Raw genomic sequence first — 16,978 nt, forward strand, 5'->3', positions numbered from 1 at the left:
AGTATAGATCCGAGGTCTTCGTGATTCAATGCTTGCCGTCCGTGCTGCAGCCGCAGTCCTCACCTTTGACCCAAAGTCTGGAGAGATTCGGAAATCCGAAAGAACCTATGCGAAGCCCATACAAGCTGCGGTTAAAGTAAGCGCGGTGACTTGTATGCGCACCAAACAGCAGCCAGTTTTCTTTGTCCAGCAGCCTCTGAGCAAGACCGAATGTTTTCAATCGCTCTTGCTCTTCTTTCATCATGAAACCTTCGAACAGTTCTTGAATCCGTTCCCGCTGTTCATCTCCGAGCATCCGGTTTAAGCAGTTGGCATCGTTGAGAAAGAAATTAAGCAGGTCCAGCTCCCAATCGTCCTCCAGCACTTCGGAAGAGATTGCAAGTTCGCCTTCTTCCGCTTGAATATATCCTTCCGAAGGCTTTTGCGGACACAACTCCAGATCCATTCCGATTTTCTCCGCTCGGCGGCGCAGCCAATTGGCTTCGATCCACTCTTCTTTTTTGTCTGTAAAAACGAGTCGGATCGCTTGTCCCCCGTAACCGCTGGATCGAAGAAACGTCGCGGCTTCGGCAAGCGTTCCCGATTCGATTGCAGATTTTGCACTGAATTGAGGAAGAAAACTTGCTGCAGGAGCCAGACGATCTCCGCCCAACTCTTCGACCAACAGCTTACGATCGTATACGAGGCGCAGTGCTTTGCGAAAATCCGGATGGGTATGCGGGCCTTCTTTTCGGAAATTGATAATCAAATAACGACAGCAGAGCGCGTCTGTGTCCACCTCCCGACTGCCTTCGACCTGATCCGCTTCCGAAAGATGATAAGTGCGTTCCCCCGTTTCCATATTCGGCATAAACCATACGTCTACCCGATCAAGCAGCGGCCGATAGCCGTAGTACCCCTCAAATGCTCGCAAAGACAGCTTATGCTCGCTCAGTTCAGAGATCTGAAAAGGTCCGCTTCCAATCGGAATGTCCTGTCCGTCCGACTCCGGCGGTACGACCGCCATGTACAGACTGCCTGCCAGATGCAGGAAAAACGGATTAGGCTGCGACAAGCGAAATACGACGGTGTAATCGCCCGGCGTTTCCACTTCTTCGATATCGGTCAGCAGACGAAGCGCAGGCGAATTTTTGCGACGCAGGCGCAGCAGCGTGTCGCGTATATCGGAGGAGGTCAGCAGTCTTCCGTTGTGAAAACGAACCCCCTTACGAAGATAAAAGGTCCAGCGGTCCTGTTCCGTATTGCTTTCCCAGCGGTGCGCAAGCTTTGGCAAAAATTTGCCCGAAGACGATTCATAAGTGACCAGCGTATCGAAAATTTGACCCAGTATGTAGACTTCGAAAGCCGTATATACCGAAGAAGTATCCAACCTCTCCATTTTGCGGTAGCGGATCATGCGCAGCACATCGCAGTCCTGGTTGTCTTCGGGTTCACTGTGCAGGCCCAGATAAACATTGAACTGCGACCACAATCGGGTTTTCACCAGGTCATCCATCCCTGTTTCGGCAATCAGATCCAGCGCTTCGCTCATTCTTCCTTTCTCCAGGAGGTTCTGCATGCGCAGCTCCAACACTTCTTCGGGAGGACGAAGAAAACGCAGCTTCGAACCGTTACCACGCCCTCGTCCCGGCTTCCATTCGATCCAGCCGAGCATTTCAAGTTTTCGCAGGACAAACTTTACATTTCTCGGCGTACAGTACAGCATCTCGGCGAGCTTTGCGACCGTTACCGTTACTTCCTTTCCTTTGGAATGCTCATATCGCAGTTGATCGTAAATTCGCAAATACTGCATCGTACCGTTATCCATATGCGATTCCTCCTTATCCCATTCTCCTTGTCCGATTCTTTTCTTTTTGCTCCATCGGTTTTCCGCTTCTTCTCACGCTGATTGTCTCCTGATGAGCTCTGACTCTATTCCAGCATATAAAAGGTGAAAAAAGCAACCGGATTCTTGCCCTTTTTCTTCCCCTTTTACAGCGGTACAATGACAGAAGTTCATTAAGAAGGGAAGTAAGGCCAATGATTCCCAAAGCACTTCAGTCTATTCATCCTCTGGCTTGGACGATCATTGTAGGTACGATGTTCGGTCGCCTCGTCACTTCGATGAGCATTCCGTTTCTCGCGATCTACCTGACCGGAAGCCTTGGGGTCTCTTCAACCCAGACCGGTCTGATCGTTGCGGCCAGCGCCCTTGCGGGCGTATCAATCAGCTTCTACGGCGGTTATATCTCCGACCGGATCGGACGAAAAAAGGTCATGCTTGTCTCCGTATTTTGCTGGGCCGCCGTGTTTTTCGGATTTGCCGCCGCAAGCGAGATCTGGATGTTCTTTGTTGTCAATGTATTAAACGGGATCTGCCGCTCCGTGTTCGAGCCGGCTTCCCGGGCTCTTCTGTCCGATACAACACCGCCGGAGCACAAACTGCTGGCTTTTAATTTGCGCTATGCCGCCATCAATATCGGTGTCGTTTTCGGTCCCATTCTGGGCCTGCGGCTCGGATCGGCGGAATCGACCTTCCCGTTTGTCATTGCCGGTGTCGTCTATATCCTGTACGGATTGGTGCTGATCATACAGTTTGCCGTATACCGCAGCGTTCTGCCGCTTCCGAGTGAAGCCGCTCCCCCGAGGATTCGCGAAGCGCTCGCCGTAACGAGCCGCGACCGGATCTTTATGCCCGTACTGATCGGAACGACTTTCTGCGTGCTCGGCTACGGACATTTCAGCTCAACACTGGCTCAGTATTTGGCGCTGACGCCAAGTATAGAGAAAGGCAGAGAACTGTTCTCTTACATGCTGGCGATGAATGCTGCGGTTGTGCTGATCGTTCAGTTTCCAATTGTGCGCACGGTCAGCCGTTTCAAACCGGTCGTACCGCTTATTCTTGGCAACGGGCTTGTCGCCCTCTCGCTGCTGATGTTCGGAATGGGACACAGTCTTGTGCTGATGCTCACTGCCGTATTTGTCTTCACGGTCGGCGAGGTGCTGCTGTTCACCATGATGGATATGCTGATTGACCGAATCGCCCCCCTCCAATGGAAAGGGACCTATTTTGGGACAATCGGCTTTAACAACATCGGCAATGTCGCCGCGCCCATTGTTGGCGGTCTTCTGCTCGACCGCTTTGCGCTGCAGAGTGGGCTTGCCGTATTTGCTCCACTGGCTCTGCTGACCGCATGCGGTCTACCGTTTCTGCTTGCCGCGCATAACCGTTTGTCGGCAAGAGAAGCGGCGGTTTCGACAGAAGTTCGACAGTCGGTCTGATTCACAGGTATACGGCACAGAGTGCCTGCAGCGCTCTGTGAAACGTATCTGGATTCTACGATCAAAAAAGCTGCGCCGGCGTCCGGAAGACGCCGCGCAGCTTTTTTTGATCGGTCAGTTTTGTCCTTTTACCGGAAGAGGGTCCGATAATGAAATCTTCTAATTATAATGAGATCTTCTAATTATGAGGTATTCTAACTATGAAATATTTTGGACATGAATTATTCTAGTTATCGCTTAGTGAAGCGCCGTTTGTCGCAATCACTTCTTTGTACCAATGGAAGCTCTTCTTACGAATTCGGCGCAGCGTGCCGCCGCCTTCATTATCGCGATCGACGTAAATGTAGCCATAACGCTTCTTCATTTCGCCAGTGGACGCGCTGATGAGATCAATGCAGCCCCAGCTTGTATAACCGATCAGCTCTACGCCTTCCTCGATCGCCCTGCGGGCTTCAATCAGATGACGGTTCAGATAATCGATCCGGTAATCGTCATTGACGATATCGCCCGGCTCCAGCGTGTCCGATGCGCCGAGTCCGTTTTCCACGATAAAGAGCGGCTTCCCGTAACGTTCGTACATCTGATGAAGCGCGCAGCGCAGGCCGAGCGGATCGATCTGCCATCCCCAGTCGCTCGACTGCAGATACGGATTGACGACGCCGCCAAACAGATTGCCGGACGCTTTGTCGGGATGGTCGGGATCGCTGCTGACTGCCGTACTGGTGTAGTAGCTGAACGAGATGAAGTCGACGGTATGATCGCGCAGCAGCACTGCATCTTCCGCTTCTGTCACAAGTTCCACATTCTTTTTACGGAAAAAGTTCTCGGTGTAATACGGATACTCGCCTTTCACCATAACGTCCGTGAACAGCTGGGTGATGCGTGCATGCTCCATCGCCTCGATCGAATCTTCCGGTTTGGAAGTGAACGGGTAAATCGCTTCCCCCGCTACCATACAGCCTACCATCGCCTCGGGCATCAGCTCGCGCGCCGCCTTGACGGCCAGCGCACTGGCAACAAACTGATGATGGGCGGACTGATACACAGCCTGCGCCTTATTCTCGCCTTCCGCAATAACAATTCCTCCGCTGATAAACGGAATATGCGCAAGCATGTTGATTTCGTTGAATGTAATCCAGTATTTGACCCGATCTCCATAGCGCTTGAACAGCGTGCGGGCATACCGTTCGTATAAAGCGATCAGCTTGCGGTTACGCCAGCCGCCATAGTTCTCCAGCAGCGCGAGCGGCATATCGAAGTGCGACATCGTGATTAGCGGCTGGATGCCGTATTTAAGCAGTTCGTCGATCACATCGTCGTAAAATTTCAGTCCCGCTTCGTTCGGGTGTTCGTCGTCACCACTTGGGAAAATGCGAGACCAGGCGATCGAAGTCCGGAATACTTTGAATCCCATTTCTGCTAACAGCGCAATGTCTTCTTTGTAGCGATGATAAAAATCGATGCCTTCGTGCGAAGGGTAGTACGTGCCTTCCTCAATTTGCGGAATTTCTCCTTTGCCATGGAACAGGAGTTTGAAACGGGCCGGAGCCGGCGGCAGCACATCGGATGTGCTCAGTCCTTTTCCATCTTCAAGGTATGCGCCTTCCACCTGGTTGGCGGCTACCGCTCCTCCCCACAGAAATCCTTCGGGAAATTGATTGTTTGTCATATCCTCATCTCCTTGATTGACCTCAGAGTGTGCAGGACACCCTGAGGTCATTTTTTTATTGTAAAAGGGTCAGCAGCTTCTCGCCGCTTACTGCCTTCTTATCCTGTGTTTCCAAGATTTCGAGATAACGGTCCCCATTTGTAACGATGACTGGCGTGATCACTTCGAATCCGGCTTCTTGAATTCTGCCGAGATCGAAGCGAAGCAGAATATCTCCTGCCGATACGCGGGCTCCCTGCTCAATCAAGGCCGTGAAGTATTCGCCTTTGAGCTTGACGGTATTGATACCGACGTGGATCAAAATCTCCGCTCCGCCGTCTGACGTGATACCAATTGCATGCTTGGAAGGGAACACATTGGTTACAATTCCGTCGACCGGAGACACAACTTCCCCTTTGTTCGGAACGATAGCAATGCCCTGCCCCATAGCGCCCGACGCAAATGCGCCGTCGCTCACGCTGCTGAGCGGCTGGATTGTGCCGGACAGCGGGCTGAATACCATTTCTCTCTTCGTCAACGGTGAAGCTGCCGGAGTTGGAATAGGCGCAGCATTTTCCTCTCTCGCGTTGTCGGCATCCGTTCTCCGCTTGTCTTCATACCCGAGGAAGTAAACAAGTCCGGCAGCCAGCAGGAACGCGATGCCTGATCCGATCGCATAACCGAGCATTGGACTGAATGTCGGAATGGCAAAGATGCTCGGGAAGGCGAATGCCATCGATTTGCTGCCCATTGCCCCATTGATTGCTCCGCCAAGTGCGCCCGCGATCACGACGTAAGGAATTGTACGTTTGTAACGAAGGATGAAGCCATAGATGATCGGCTCCGTTACCCCTGCCAGCAGACCCGGAATAGCCGTGGAGCTGGCAAGCGAACGAGTTGTTTTATCGCGAGCACGCAGTAGGATACCGACAGCAAGTCCCGTTTCCGCGAATACGGCCGGTCCGAACATGGCACTCAGTGCATCGCCTCCCTGCGATAGGTTCTGAATAATGATCGGAATAATTCCGTTGTGAATACCGAGGAGCGTCAGGAACATCCACGATCCTCCGAGTACGAGACCGGCCAGCCAGCCGCTCTTATCAGCCAGGAACGTAATCAATTCTGCAATTCCGTTCCCCGCGTAGACACCGAACGGACCAAAAACCAATACGGTGAGCGGTACGATGATGAGCAGACACAGCATCGGTACGAGGAACAGCTGTACGCTTTGGTGGATCACTTTTTTCAGAAACTTGTTCAGCAGCGCATAGAAGCATACGGCGATAAATACCGGGAATACTGTCGACGAATAGTTTGCAATGATAACCGGAATGCCGAGGAATGTGACCGGCGCTTCGAATGCCGCAAGCCCTGTCAGATTCGGCTCCAGCAGTGCAGCGCCGATAATCCCGCCGACATAGGCGTTCGCGCCAAGCTTCGTCGCCAGAGTGATGCCAAGGAAGATCGGCAGGAAGTAGAAGACGGCGTTGGCCGCAGCCTGCAGGATCAGATACGTCGAAGCATGGTCATCCAGCAATCCTGTCATCGACAAAATGATAAGCAGGGCTTTCAGCATACCTGATCCGGCGAGGGCGCCAAGCAGCGGCGCGAAACTGCCTGAAATGACGCCGAAAATGCGGCTCGACAGCTTCTCCTTCGCCTGCTTCGCGTCAGCGTTCCCGCCTCCTCCCTGTACGCCGCCTTCGGTCAGAAGCGTCTCATACACTTCCGAGACGTGAGAACCGATGACGACCTGGAACTCATTTCCTGCCGATTGGGCAGTCAGCACGCCGGGCATATTATTTAGAGCATCTTTGTCTGCTTTCGCTTCATCCTTCAATGTGAAGCGAAGTCTCGTGGCACAGTGGATCAGACTGATGACATTGTCTTTGCCGCCAACTTCTTTCAAAATATCACGGGACAGTTCACTGTATTTCATGAATAATTCCTCCTCGAATGCTTATGATTTCCGCTTCTGCAGTGGGTATTCCGGCAAAATGGATACAAAAAAGCCTAAATCAAACCTCTTGGTTTGATTTAGGCTTGCCCTCGCGGTAACACCCTAAATGGTGGTTGATTCTTTTTTGTACACGACCCGCTGGATATGGATCGTTAAATACATCAGTTCTTCGTCCGACAGCTGGTAGCTGTGTTGATTCTCAACGAATTTGCGGATTTTAACTGCACACTCGTACGCATTCGCATACTTTTCCCGAATAACCGTCAGCATATCCTCGAATTGATCACGATTATAATGCGTCCCTTTGACGAGCCGCTGCGCGAAAAATTTCAGATGTGTGATAAAACGGTAGTATCCGAGCGAGCTCTCGTCGAACTCGATCCTAAAGTGATACTTGATGATCGTCAGAATGTCCTGCATGATCTTCGTCATTTTTTTGACAACAGGCATTTCCTCGTTCATCCCGGCATTAACGATGTGTAGGGCCAGAAATCCAGCTTCGTCCTCGGGCAGAATCACGCCGAACTGTTCCAAAATCATGTTCAATGCTTCAAGCCCGATTTCGTACTCTTCCTTGTACAGCTGCTTGGTCTCCCAGAGCAGTCCGTTCTTGATGATCATTCCGCTGCGCGTTCGTTCCACTGCGAAGTGGATATGGTCAGTCAGATGAATGTAAAGGCTTTCACTCAGTTTCTTGCCAAGCTTAATTGTCGCATAATTTACAATTCGCTCGGACAGCTCCAAATACTCGATCGGCATATCCGCTATAAGCGCCTTATACTTGCGATTCATCTCTTCGTTTTCCAGCGTAAAGACCTTTTCGATCGTTTCCTCGCTGACATGGTCCCCTACGCGCTTGTTATAAGCAACGCCTCGACCGATTACAATGACTTCTTCATTGCCTTTGGACGCTACAACTGCATTGTTGTTTAAAATTTTTTTGATTTCCAAAACATCACCCTCTTTGCTACGAAAAAAGACAAAACCCGACCTTGCGAAAGGTCACGGTTTTGCCTGATTTAACAGTAACAACCCGTTCTGTATACGCTTACTCAAGTGTAGCACCTAACTGTCTTGATGGCAAGAGGGACTCTCAAAAGCTGTTCCTTTTTTTCTCTGGAATCCAAGACTCCCTCTGAAACCAAAGGGTTTGACCCCGGCTCCTCAAGGTTATTTTAGATAGTAAGCAATTGAGAATTTTTCGGTTCGAGGAGGTTCATGGTTCATATGCCACCCAAACAGCAGCAAACTTCGGAAGAGCGTTATGTCGCGCAGCTTACCGAAGAGACTCACAGATTGCTTGAACATCAAGATTTCACCGAATTTCACGCTTTCGCCCGCGATTTGCATCCCTACGATCTAACGCAGATTTATCGGGAACTTGATCCGGAAGATTCGGGTCACTTCCTGATCCGCCTGCAAACGGAGCAGCTTGCGGACATGATCGAGATGATGAGCGGTCAAGAGCAGGCTGATATTTTCCAGGCGCTGGGGCCCGACCGTTCCGTCGACGTCATGGAGCAGATGGATGATGCGGATCTAACGCGTTTCCTGCAGGATTTGCCGCCTGCAAAGCGCGAAGAACTGCTTTCTTACATGCATTTGAGCAGCTCGAGTACCCTTCGCAAGCTGCTTGGCTATCCACCCGAAAGCGCCGGCCGTTTGATGTCGGATCGCTTTATTTCCATTTCGGCGGAGGATACGGTGCAAGAAGCTACCGAACATATCCGCCGCTCAGCTGCAATGTCCGATACGATCAGTTATCTCTATGTCGTGGATCAGGAGCGGCGCCTTGCAGGCGTTGTCTCCTACCACGATCTGTTCTTCGCGGAGGATCATCAATTAATTGGGGATCTGATGAAAAAGCGCATCGTCTCCGCTTCGGTCACCATGGACCAGGAGGAAGCGGCACAGCTGATCCAGCGCTATGAATTTCTTGCGCTGCCTGTCGTCGATGAAGAATCGCGGCTTTGCGGGATTATTACCGTCGACGACATTTTGGATATCGTCGTTTCCGAAGCCGATGAAGACATCGCCAAAATGGGCGGCGGCAGCAAAGATATCGACTTTGATACGAAGGCGATCGTCGCCGTTCGCCGCAGATTGCCTTGGCTGATTTTGCTGCTATTTATCGGTCTGATCTCGGGAAGCATCGTCAATTTTTTTGAAAATACGCTGAATCAAATTGTTGCCCTCGCCTTCTTTATGCCGATGATTGCAGGGATGACGGGCAACACCGGCACTCAGTCGCTGGCAGTCGTAGTTCGGGGTCTGAATGGGCGTAAGCTGAACGCGAAGACCGTGTGGAAGCTGATTCGGCGGGAACTGATCGTCGGCATTGTGATCGGAATATCCTGCGGTCTACTCATCACCGTGATCGCTTACTTCTGGCAGGGGAACCTGGTCCTCGGCGGAATTATCGGCGTATCCCTGCTGGCTACCCTAATCATCGGAACCTTAACGGGAACCTGCATTCCGCTGCTGCTCAGCCGCTTCAAGGTTGACCCTGCCGTCGCTTCCGGGCCGCTCATTACTACACTAAATGATATTCTTTCCTTGTTTATCTACTTCGGAATTGCCAGTCGTTTTTTGGGCATGCTCTAAAAAGGCTGATCGTCTGATTTCTTATAACTGCAAGCGGGAGAATAACTGCAGGACAAGCAAAGAACACCAGATTCCTTTGTGAAGGAATCCGGTGTTCTTTTTGTACGGGGCATGGAAGATTGTGTGGAAGATCGTATAGATCAAGAAAGATTACTCTGTGTGAAGTGCTAAGCATAGATTTGACAAACTGTATGCTGGTCTTACTGTTGCCGTTACACAGCGGAGTTCTGGGCCTGAGCCTTGCTCTGGCTGCCGATTGTACCCGCATCCGCATACTGTCCGCGCAGCACTCGCATGGCATTGAGTACCGCTATAATCGTAACGCCAACGTCGGAGAATACGGCTTCCCACATTGTCGCAATACCGAATACGCCAAGAATCAGGAAGATCGCTTTTACACCGAGCGCGAAGAAAATGTTCTGCCAAACGATCCGGCGTGTTCTCTTGGCAATTCCGATTGCGGTCACAAGTTTCGAAGGTTCATCTGTCATGATCACGACATCCGCCGCTTCAATAGCAGCGTCAGATCCAAGTCCGCCCATCGCGACGCCGACATCGGCTCTTGCAAGCACGGGCGTATCATTGATTCCGTCGCCGACGAACAGAATTTTTTCTTTTGGCGATTTGGATCCGATCAGTTTCTCGATCTCTTCCACTTTCTGTTCGGGCAGAAGCTCGGCATGAACTTCATCGATTCCGAGGCTGCGGCCGACTTTATCGCCTACTCGGCTTGTATCGCCGGTCAGCATTATCGTGCGTCGTACGCCAAGTTTTTTCAGACCTCGAATGGCATCCGCAGAATCTGCCTTGATCTCATCGGCGATCAAAATTTGTCCGGCATAGTGCCCGTCAACTGCTGCATGAACAACGGTACCGAAAGAGTCTTCTTCGCCGAACGAAATCCCTTCCTTCCTCATCAGCTTTGCATTGCCGGCCAGCACGGTTTTTCCACTCCACTGAACCCGGATACCGTAGCCTGATATCTCTTCATAATCGCTCACTTTCGACTCGTCGAGTTCTTTGCCGTAAGCTTTGCGGATCGAATCCGCGATCGGATGATTGGAGTGCAGCTCGGCATAGGCGACCATCTCCAGCAATTCACTGCGTTCAACATTGTCGGCAGGACGTACTTCCGTTACATCAAAACTCCCTTTCGTCAAGGTGCCGGTCTTATCGAACACGACAATCCCGACGCTGTTGAGCGCTTCGAGATAGTTGCCGCCTTTGACCAATATGCCTTGTCTGGAGGCTGCTCCGATCCCGCCGAAGAAACCTAGCGGAATTGAAACGACAAGCGCACACGGGCAAGAAATAACGAGGAAAATCAAAGCGCGATAAATCCAGTCCGAGAACGTTGCACCGGGAACAATCAATGGCGGTACAACGGCCAGCAGCAGCGCTGTAATCACGACAACCGGTGTATAGCCGCGAGCAAACTTGTTGATGAAAGTCTCTGTTGGAGCTTTGCGTCCCGCCGCATTTTCTACCAGTTCGAGAATTTTGGCTACCGACGATTCACCGAACGGACGCGTGACTTCAACAGTCAGCACTCCGTTTTTGTTGATGAATCCGCCGAGAACTTCATCTCCGGATTTTGCACTGCGGGGAACCGATTCACCTGTCAGCGCCGATGTATCAACCAACGAAGAACCTTCTATAATACGACCATCAAGCGGTATTTTTTCACCCGGCCGCACCAAAATATGATCGCCGACCGCGATTGACTCCGGACTTACCTTCCGCGTCTCTCCATTCGTCTTCAGATTCGCATAATCCGGTCGGATATTGAGCAGCGAAGTGATCGAACGGCGTGAACGGTTGACAGCCAGACTCTGGAACAGCTCACCGATCTGATAAAACAGCATGACGGCAACGCCTTCCGGATATTGTCCGATTGCAAAAGCACCAATTGTCGCTACCGACATCAGAAAGTATTCGTCGAAGACCTGACCGCGAAAAATGTTCTTGGCTGCCTGCAGCACGACGTCTCCGCCGACTGTCAAATAGGCCAGCAGGAACAGGGTCAGCTCCCATCCTGTGCTTAACGGAGCCAGCAGTGCGGCTGTCAGCAAAATTGCACCGATGCTCAGCCTTGCGATCAATATATTCCAGCTTCCCCCGTGCTCATGAGAATGGGAATGGCCTTCATGATTCGAATCGCTATGTTCATGATCTGCATGTGAATGTCCGTAGGTCGTTTGCTGTTGGTTGGATTTGCTCCGCCCTCCTCCGTGTCCAAGCCTGCGTGCCGCAGAACCTTCGTCAATTCTTCCTGAGGCATCTACAGTCTGTCGAGAACCTTTGACCAGGATTTCGATATGCGGCTCCAACTTCTTGATTGTCCGGACAGTCTTCGAAGACACTTCTTCTTCATATCCTGGATCGGTTTCAAATGTAAGCGTCTTGTTGACAAAATTCAGTGAACAGGCCGATACACCGGGCATCTTCTGTATGCTGTTTTCGATCTTAAGTGCGCAGTTCGCGCAATCCAATCCCTCAAGTATCCATTCTCTTTTCGAGCTTTCTGCGGCGGTTCCCATAATGATCCCTCCTAACAGTCTCTTTTAACTCTTCGGGAAATTCATTAAAAGTTATTCAAAACCTTCACGAATACATATGAGCATGTATTCATTTGTTGATTTGAGTATAGTCTTCTTCCTTTCAAATGTCAAAGAAATCATCGGAAAATGGTTATTCGTAATCCCTATGATATTTGATATAATGAATCTACGACGCATACGGGAAGGTGATAACGCGTGACACAGGAAACACTGCGTGAAGATCTAACGGACGAATGCGGCCATGACGCAGATAGCGCGGCCCCCCGAGAGACGCTTGTCCGAATTAAAGATAACTTTGTGGATGATTCTACCGTGATCGATATGGCCGAGCTGTTCAAAACTTTGGGCGACCCTACTCGAGTGAGATTGATTTATGCGCTGCTGCAAAGGGAATTGTGCGTACACGACTTATGTATCGTACTGGACATGACGCAGTCGGCGGTATCGCATCAGCTCCGTTATTTGCGCAATACCCGCATCGTAAAGCGGCGCAAAGTCGGAAAAACTGTCTTCTATTCATTGGACGACCGGCATGTGGAAGAGATATTCGCTCAGACCCTTCAGCATTTGAAGCACGGTTGAGCGAAAATCGATGCAGACGGAACTTTGCAAGCATGAAAGGAAGCTCGAAGACGAGCTTCCTTTTTTGTATATCCCACTTTTCTGCCTATCGTTATAGGGGTATATCCATTACAGCCTCATTGCTGTATTGCAACTGTATTGCAACTGTATTGCACTCGTAATTAGCTGCCTGCCGAGTGTAAAGCCGATAATCAATCCGACCATTGACAACCTTCTGCCGACCCGGTATCATTTCCGTAAGTCCGGAGAGCCGGGCGCCTGCGGAAGAGTCCGCATGTTTTACCGAGAAGCATTACCCCTGAAGCTGAGCCTGAGCAGAGACTAGAGCAGAGACAAGTTGAGCGGAGCCGAGTCCCCTTTTTAATCGCATATCCATCACTTTCTTTCTCTTTTCTCTCCAAACCTTTTACAATTGAAGGAGGAGAAAAAGTGAAATTCCAAGCCACCCTTTCCCCACAGCAGTCTATTTATGCTACGCGGGGCAATCTTGAAATCACCCGTATCCTAACCCCTCTTGACTCGTCAGAGGCGGTATCACCCATTCTTGAAGGTATCGATCGTTATAGAGGTGCTTTATTTACGAGCGGCTATGAATTCCCTGGTCGTTATTCGAGATGGGACGTCGGTTTTCTTAATCCGCCGATCGAACTTCGTTCTTCACGCGGCAGTTTTGAGATTCAGGCAATTAACGAACGCGGCGATTTGCTGCTCGATTTCCTGTTTCATCATCTGTCCGACAATCCCGTGTTTACCATGGAGCGCGAAGGCCGTTTGATTACCGGATCTGTACTGCGAAATGAAGATGAAGACGACCTGCTGTCCGAAGAAGACCGCACCCGCCGTCCGTCAATCTTTACTTTGATGCGCAGTATCAAGGAGCTGCTGGAAGCACCGGAAGATTCACAGCTGGGTCTGTATGGAGCATTCGGTTATGATCTCGTGTTCCAATTCGAACCTATGCCGCTTAAGCATGAACGTACCTTGGAACGGCCGGACGTTGTCCTGTATCTGCCGGATGAGATCGTTATGGTCGACCGTCAGCTTGGTCAGGCTTACAAGCTGAGCTATGATTTCGCTTATAACGGCGGCTCTACAGCGGGATTGGATCGTTCTACTCCGCCTACAGCCAATGCAGCACAGCCTCAACACTCTGCTCCTGAACTGCCGGATTATGTACCGGGACACTACGCGCAGTTGGTCGATACCGCAATCGAACAGTTCAAAGTCGGCAATTTGTTCGAAGTTGTGCCAACTCAAACGCTTTACGAGCCGTGCCCGGAAGCACCTTCCGCCGTATTTCTTCGCTTGAGCGAGATTAATCCAAGCCCTTACGGCTTTATCGTGAACCTCGGTACCGAGCATTTGGTCGGCTCGTCGCCGGAAATGTACGTGCGTGTCGAGGGCAAACGCATGGAAACTTGCCCGATCTCGGGTACGATCAAACGCGGCGCATCTCCGATTGAAGATGCGGAGCAGATCCGCAAGCTGCTGAATTCCCACAAGGATGAGGCAGAATTGAATATGTGTACCGATGTGGACCGCAACGACAAGTCCCGTGTTTGCGAGCCAGGGTCAATCAACGTGATCGGTCACCGCCAGATTGAGACCTATTCACATCTCTTTCATACAGTCGACCATGTCGAAGGCACACTGCGTGAAGGATATGATGCCCTTGACGCATTTATGACTCATATGTGGGCGGTAACAGTGACCGGTGCACCGAAGAAAGCGGCTATCCGTTGGATTGAAGACCATGAAGATTCTCCGCGTGACTGGTACGGAGGCGCTGTCGGCTTTTACAGCTTCGACGGCGGGCTGAATACCGGATTAACACTGCGTACGATTCGTATCCGCGGCGGTGTAGCCGAAATTCGGGTTGGGGCCACTCTGCTCTACGATTCGATCCCTGCCGAAGAGGAAGAAGAAACGCTCACCAAAGGAGCAGCCTTGCTCAAAGCCGTTCGCGGAACCCGCGCCGGGACCGCGGCAGTGCAGACGCAGAGCAAGCCGGGCACCGGCAAACGTCTTCTCTTTGTCGACCATGAAGATTCCTTTGTACACACCTTGGCCGGATACTTCAAAGAAACCGGAGCGGAAGTGCGTGTACTTCGTACTTCGGCTGCGCTGCGTGTACTGCGCAGCGGCGAATCTTTTGACGGAATTGTCTTGTCACCCGGACCCGGACGTCCCGATGACTTCCGGATGCGCGAAGTGCTTGACTTGGCACTGGATCACGAAATGCCTATGTTCGGTGTATGTCTCGGTCTGCAGGGCATCGTCGAGTACTACGGCGGAAACTTGGGAGTCCTTAATATACCGCAGCATGGCAAGCCTGCCTTGGTCACCTCTTCCGCAGGCTGCCCATTGTTCGACGGTATCGACGGATCCTTCAAAGTCGGCCGCTATCACTCTCTATATGCCGAAACAATGCCGGACTGTCTGGAAGTTACGGCCCGTTCGGAAGACGGCGTCGTAATGGGCATCCGCCACCGTGAGCTTCCCGTCTATGCCGTACAATTCCATCCGGAATCGCTGCTAACTGCTGGCGGCCGGATCGGTCATCAAATTATCGAAAACTTTATGCGGACGACAGCTCTAAGCAGTTCTGCAGCGCGTTAAGCCTTCGATCCCAAATATTTTATACAAAAAGCGCCCCTTCTCATTTCTACGGAATGAGAGGGAGCGCTTTTATCTATTTCAGCAGTCCAGCATCTTTTTTCTTTTACACATTCTCATTAGATCTTTGCCGTTTTGTTAATCGCTTTCCCTAATTTGGCGGATGCAGTCTTGTCCTTCTTCGTCTCATCCAGCTTATCCGACTTGGAGAATGCATCTTCTTCTGCTAACGCATTCGGAAGAATCGGCGGATACATTTTGCGGAACAACAGGGTCTGAATGAGAAGGAACAAGGCACTTACCATCCAGTAGAGCGGCATTGCAGCCGGTGCATTAAACGAGAAGAACAGCATCATCAGCGGAGAAATATAACTCATGACCGCCATTTGCTTACGCTGTTCCAGCGTCATGCTGTACTGCGATACCTTTGCCTGTACCAAGTACAGCGAAGCGACCAGAATTGCCATCATCCAATCCGGTTGACCCAACTTGAACCACCAGAAGGAATGGGAAGACAGTTCTGGCGTCAGCCGAATCGCTGTATAGAGGCCCGACAGAATCGGAAGTTGAATCAGAATCGGCAGACAGCCGATATTCAGCGGATTGAAGCTGTGCTTTTGGTAAATCGCCAGCATCTCCTGCTGCATCTCCTTCTGCTGCTCCGGATTTTTCTGATTCTCATATTTTTTCTTCAACGCATCCAGTTCCGGCTGCATGCTGTTCATCTTGATTTTCATCTGCTGCTGCGATCGTGCCTGCCGCATCATCAGCGGAAACAATACGATCCGGACGAGCACCGTAATCAAAATAATTCCGATTCCGTAACTGCCGCCGAACCATACCGACAGATGCTGAATCAAATAAGAGATAGGAAACACGATATAATGATTAAAAAAACCGGGCGTTGTACTAGGGCGTGTACGCAAACCTATTTAAGCCAGATTCGAATCGAAATCAAAGCCAAAAAAGCCTTGAACATGCTCGCTGTCTTGTCGTAACGAGTGGCCAGGCGTCGGTAGTTTTTCATTTTGTTGAAAAAGCATTCGACCAGATGACGTTCTTTATATACCGTACGGTCATAGACGTGCTGCACTCGGCGATTCTTCTTGCTGGGAATTACAGCGACTGCATTTTGTTCCCTTAAAAGAGTTCGAATCGCATCGGTATCGTAAGCTCGATCGGCTAAAACCTCACGGTTTGACAGGTCGAACTGAGATAGCATTTCGTATCCTTTGACCGAGTCATGAGCTTGTCCAGGCGTCAGTTCGAACTTGAGCGGATTGCCCAGCGCATCGACGACTGCATGGATTTTGGTTGTCAATCCGCCTCTTGATCTTCCGATCGCTTGCTTGTGCTGCCCCCTTTTGCGCCTGTTCCATGCTGGTGAACGCGCACAATCGTCGTATCGAGCATCATTTGTTCGAAGTCCGGTTCAATCGCGACATGTTCCAAGATTTTGTCCCACGTTCCCGATTTCTGCAATCGCCAAAAGAAACTATAAGCCGAAGACCAAGGCCCATAATAATCCGGTAAATCTCGCCAAGCTGCTCCGGTACGAGCGACCCAAAGAACGGCATTCAGTCGGTGTCTTCGGTCTTTAGGTGGACGTCCTCCCTGAGTTTTTCGAGTCGGTGGCAAGAAAGATTCGATGGCATTCCATTCCTCATCGGTTAAATCGTATCGTCGTCTCATATCTTTAATTTAACAGATTTGATCATATTCTTGAAGTTTGCGTACAGGCCCTAG

General features: G+C 50.8%; 11 protein-coding genes. 4 read left to right on the forward strand and 7 right to left on the reverse strand.

Features of this window, described 5'->3' with window-relative positions; all coding sequences use genetic code 11:
• Nucleotides 1–25: 25 nt before the first annotated feature.
• Complete coding sequence (locus F456_RS22040) at nucleotides 26–1,807, reverse strand: ABC transporter substrate-binding protein (RefSeq protein WP_018976371.1); 1,782 nt, start codon at nucleotides 1,805–1,807, stop codon at nucleotides 26–28.
• A 215-nt stretch (nucleotides 1,808–2,022) separates the two neighbouring features.
• Here F456_RS22040 and F456_RS0107395 point away from each other — a divergent pair, with 215 nt between their 5' ends.
• Nucleotides 2,023–3,261: an MDR family MFS transporter gene (locus tag F456_RS0107395; protein ID WP_026293718.1), complete on the forward strand. Its 1,239-nt coding sequence runs from the start codon at nucleotides 2,023–2,025 to the stop codon at nucleotides 3,259–3,261.
• Between the two features lie 226 nt (nucleotides 3,262–3,487).
• Here the strand turns inward: F456_RS0107395 and F456_RS0107400 are convergent, their stop codons facing one another.
• The 3 genes from F456_RS0107400 to licT all read right to left on the reverse strand — a co-directional run bounded on the left by F456_RS0107400 (nucleotide 3,488) and on the right by licT (nucleotide 7,820).
• Nucleotides 3,488–4,930, reverse strand: coding sequence for a glycoside hydrolase family 1 protein (locus F456_RS0107400; protein WP_018976373.1), 1,443 nt, complete (start codon nucleotides 4,928–4,930; stop codon nucleotides 3,488–3,490).
• 55 nt (nucleotides 4,931–4,985) lie between these two features.
• Nucleotides 4,986–6,848, reverse strand: coding sequence for a beta-glucoside-specific PTS transporter subunit IIABC (locus F456_RS0107405; protein ID WP_018976374.1), 1,863 nt, complete (start codon nucleotides 6,846–6,848; stop codon nucleotides 4,986–4,988).
• A 123-nt stretch (nucleotides 6,849–6,971) separates the two neighbouring features.
• The gene (gene licT, locus F456_RS0107410; protein WP_018976375.1) at nucleotides 6,972–7,820 is read right to left on the reverse strand and encodes a BglG family transcription antiterminator LicT; all 849 of its coding nucleotides are present in this window, start codon (nucleotides 7,818–7,820) and stop codon (nucleotides 6,972–6,974) included.
• 276 nt (nucleotides 7,821–8,096) lie between these two features.
• On the opposite strand from licT, the gene mgtE reads away from it, so the two are divergent.
• Nucleotides 8,097–9,473 carry a magnesium transporter gene (gene mgtE / locus F456_RS0107415; protein WP_018976376.1) on the forward strand — a complete coding sequence of 459 codons (1,377 nt, stop codon included), beginning with the start codon at nucleotides 8,097–8,099 and terminating at the stop codon, nucleotides 9,471–9,473.
• 212 nt (nucleotides 9,474–9,685) lie between these two features.
• On the opposite strand, the gene F456_RS0107420 is transcribed toward mgtE, so the two are convergent.
• Nucleotides 9,686–12,013: a heavy metal translocating P-type ATPase gene (locus F456_RS0107420; RefSeq protein WP_018976377.1), complete on the reverse strand. Its 2,328-nt coding sequence runs from the start codon at nucleotides 12,011–12,013 to the stop codon at nucleotides 9,686–9,688.
• Nucleotides 12,014–12,229: 216 nt separating this feature from the next.
• On the opposite strand from F456_RS0107420, the gene F456_RS0107425 reads away from it, so the two are divergent.
• On the forward strand, nucleotides 12,230–12,616 hold the full coding sequence (locus F456_RS0107425) for an ArsR/SmtB family transcription factor (protein ID WP_018976378.1): 387 nt from the start codon (nucleotides 12,230–12,232) through the stop codon (nucleotides 12,614–12,616).
• Between the two features lie 429 nt (nucleotides 12,617–13,045).
• Nucleotides 13,046–15,235 (forward strand): anthranilate synthase component I, encoded by a 2,190-nt coding sequence (locus tag F456_RS0107430; protein WP_018976379.1) that lies wholly within the window; start codon nucleotides 13,046–13,048, stop codon nucleotides 15,233–15,235.
• A gap of 116 nt (nucleotides 15,236–15,351) precedes the next feature.
• Here the strand turns inward: F456_RS0107430 and yidC are convergent, their stop codons facing one another.
• On the reverse strand, nucleotides 15,352–16,092 hold the full coding sequence (gene yidC / locus F456_RS22045) for a membrane protein insertase YidC (RefSeq protein ID WP_229675694.1): 741 nt from the start codon (nucleotides 16,090–16,092) through the stop codon (nucleotides 15,352–15,354).
• A gap of 68 nt (nucleotides 16,093–16,160) precedes the next feature.
• Nucleotides 16,161–16,924, reverse strand: a protein-coding gene (locus F456_RS25120) for an IS5 family transposase (RefSeq protein WP_425314159.1) whose coding sequence is annotated in 2 segments (ribosomal slippage) — nucleotides 16,161–16,585 and nucleotides 16,585–16,924 — 765 coding nt in all. Because the reading frame shifts where the segments join, the coding sequence is not laid out codon by codon here.
• Nucleotides 16,925–16,978: the final 54 nt, after the last annotated feature.

It is taken from the genome of Saccharibacillus kuerlensis DSM 22868 (genome assembly GCF_000378145.1).
GTDB classification, from domain to species: Bacteria; Bacillota; Bacilli; order Paenibacillales; family Paenibacillaceae; genus Saccharibacillus; species Saccharibacillus kuerlensis.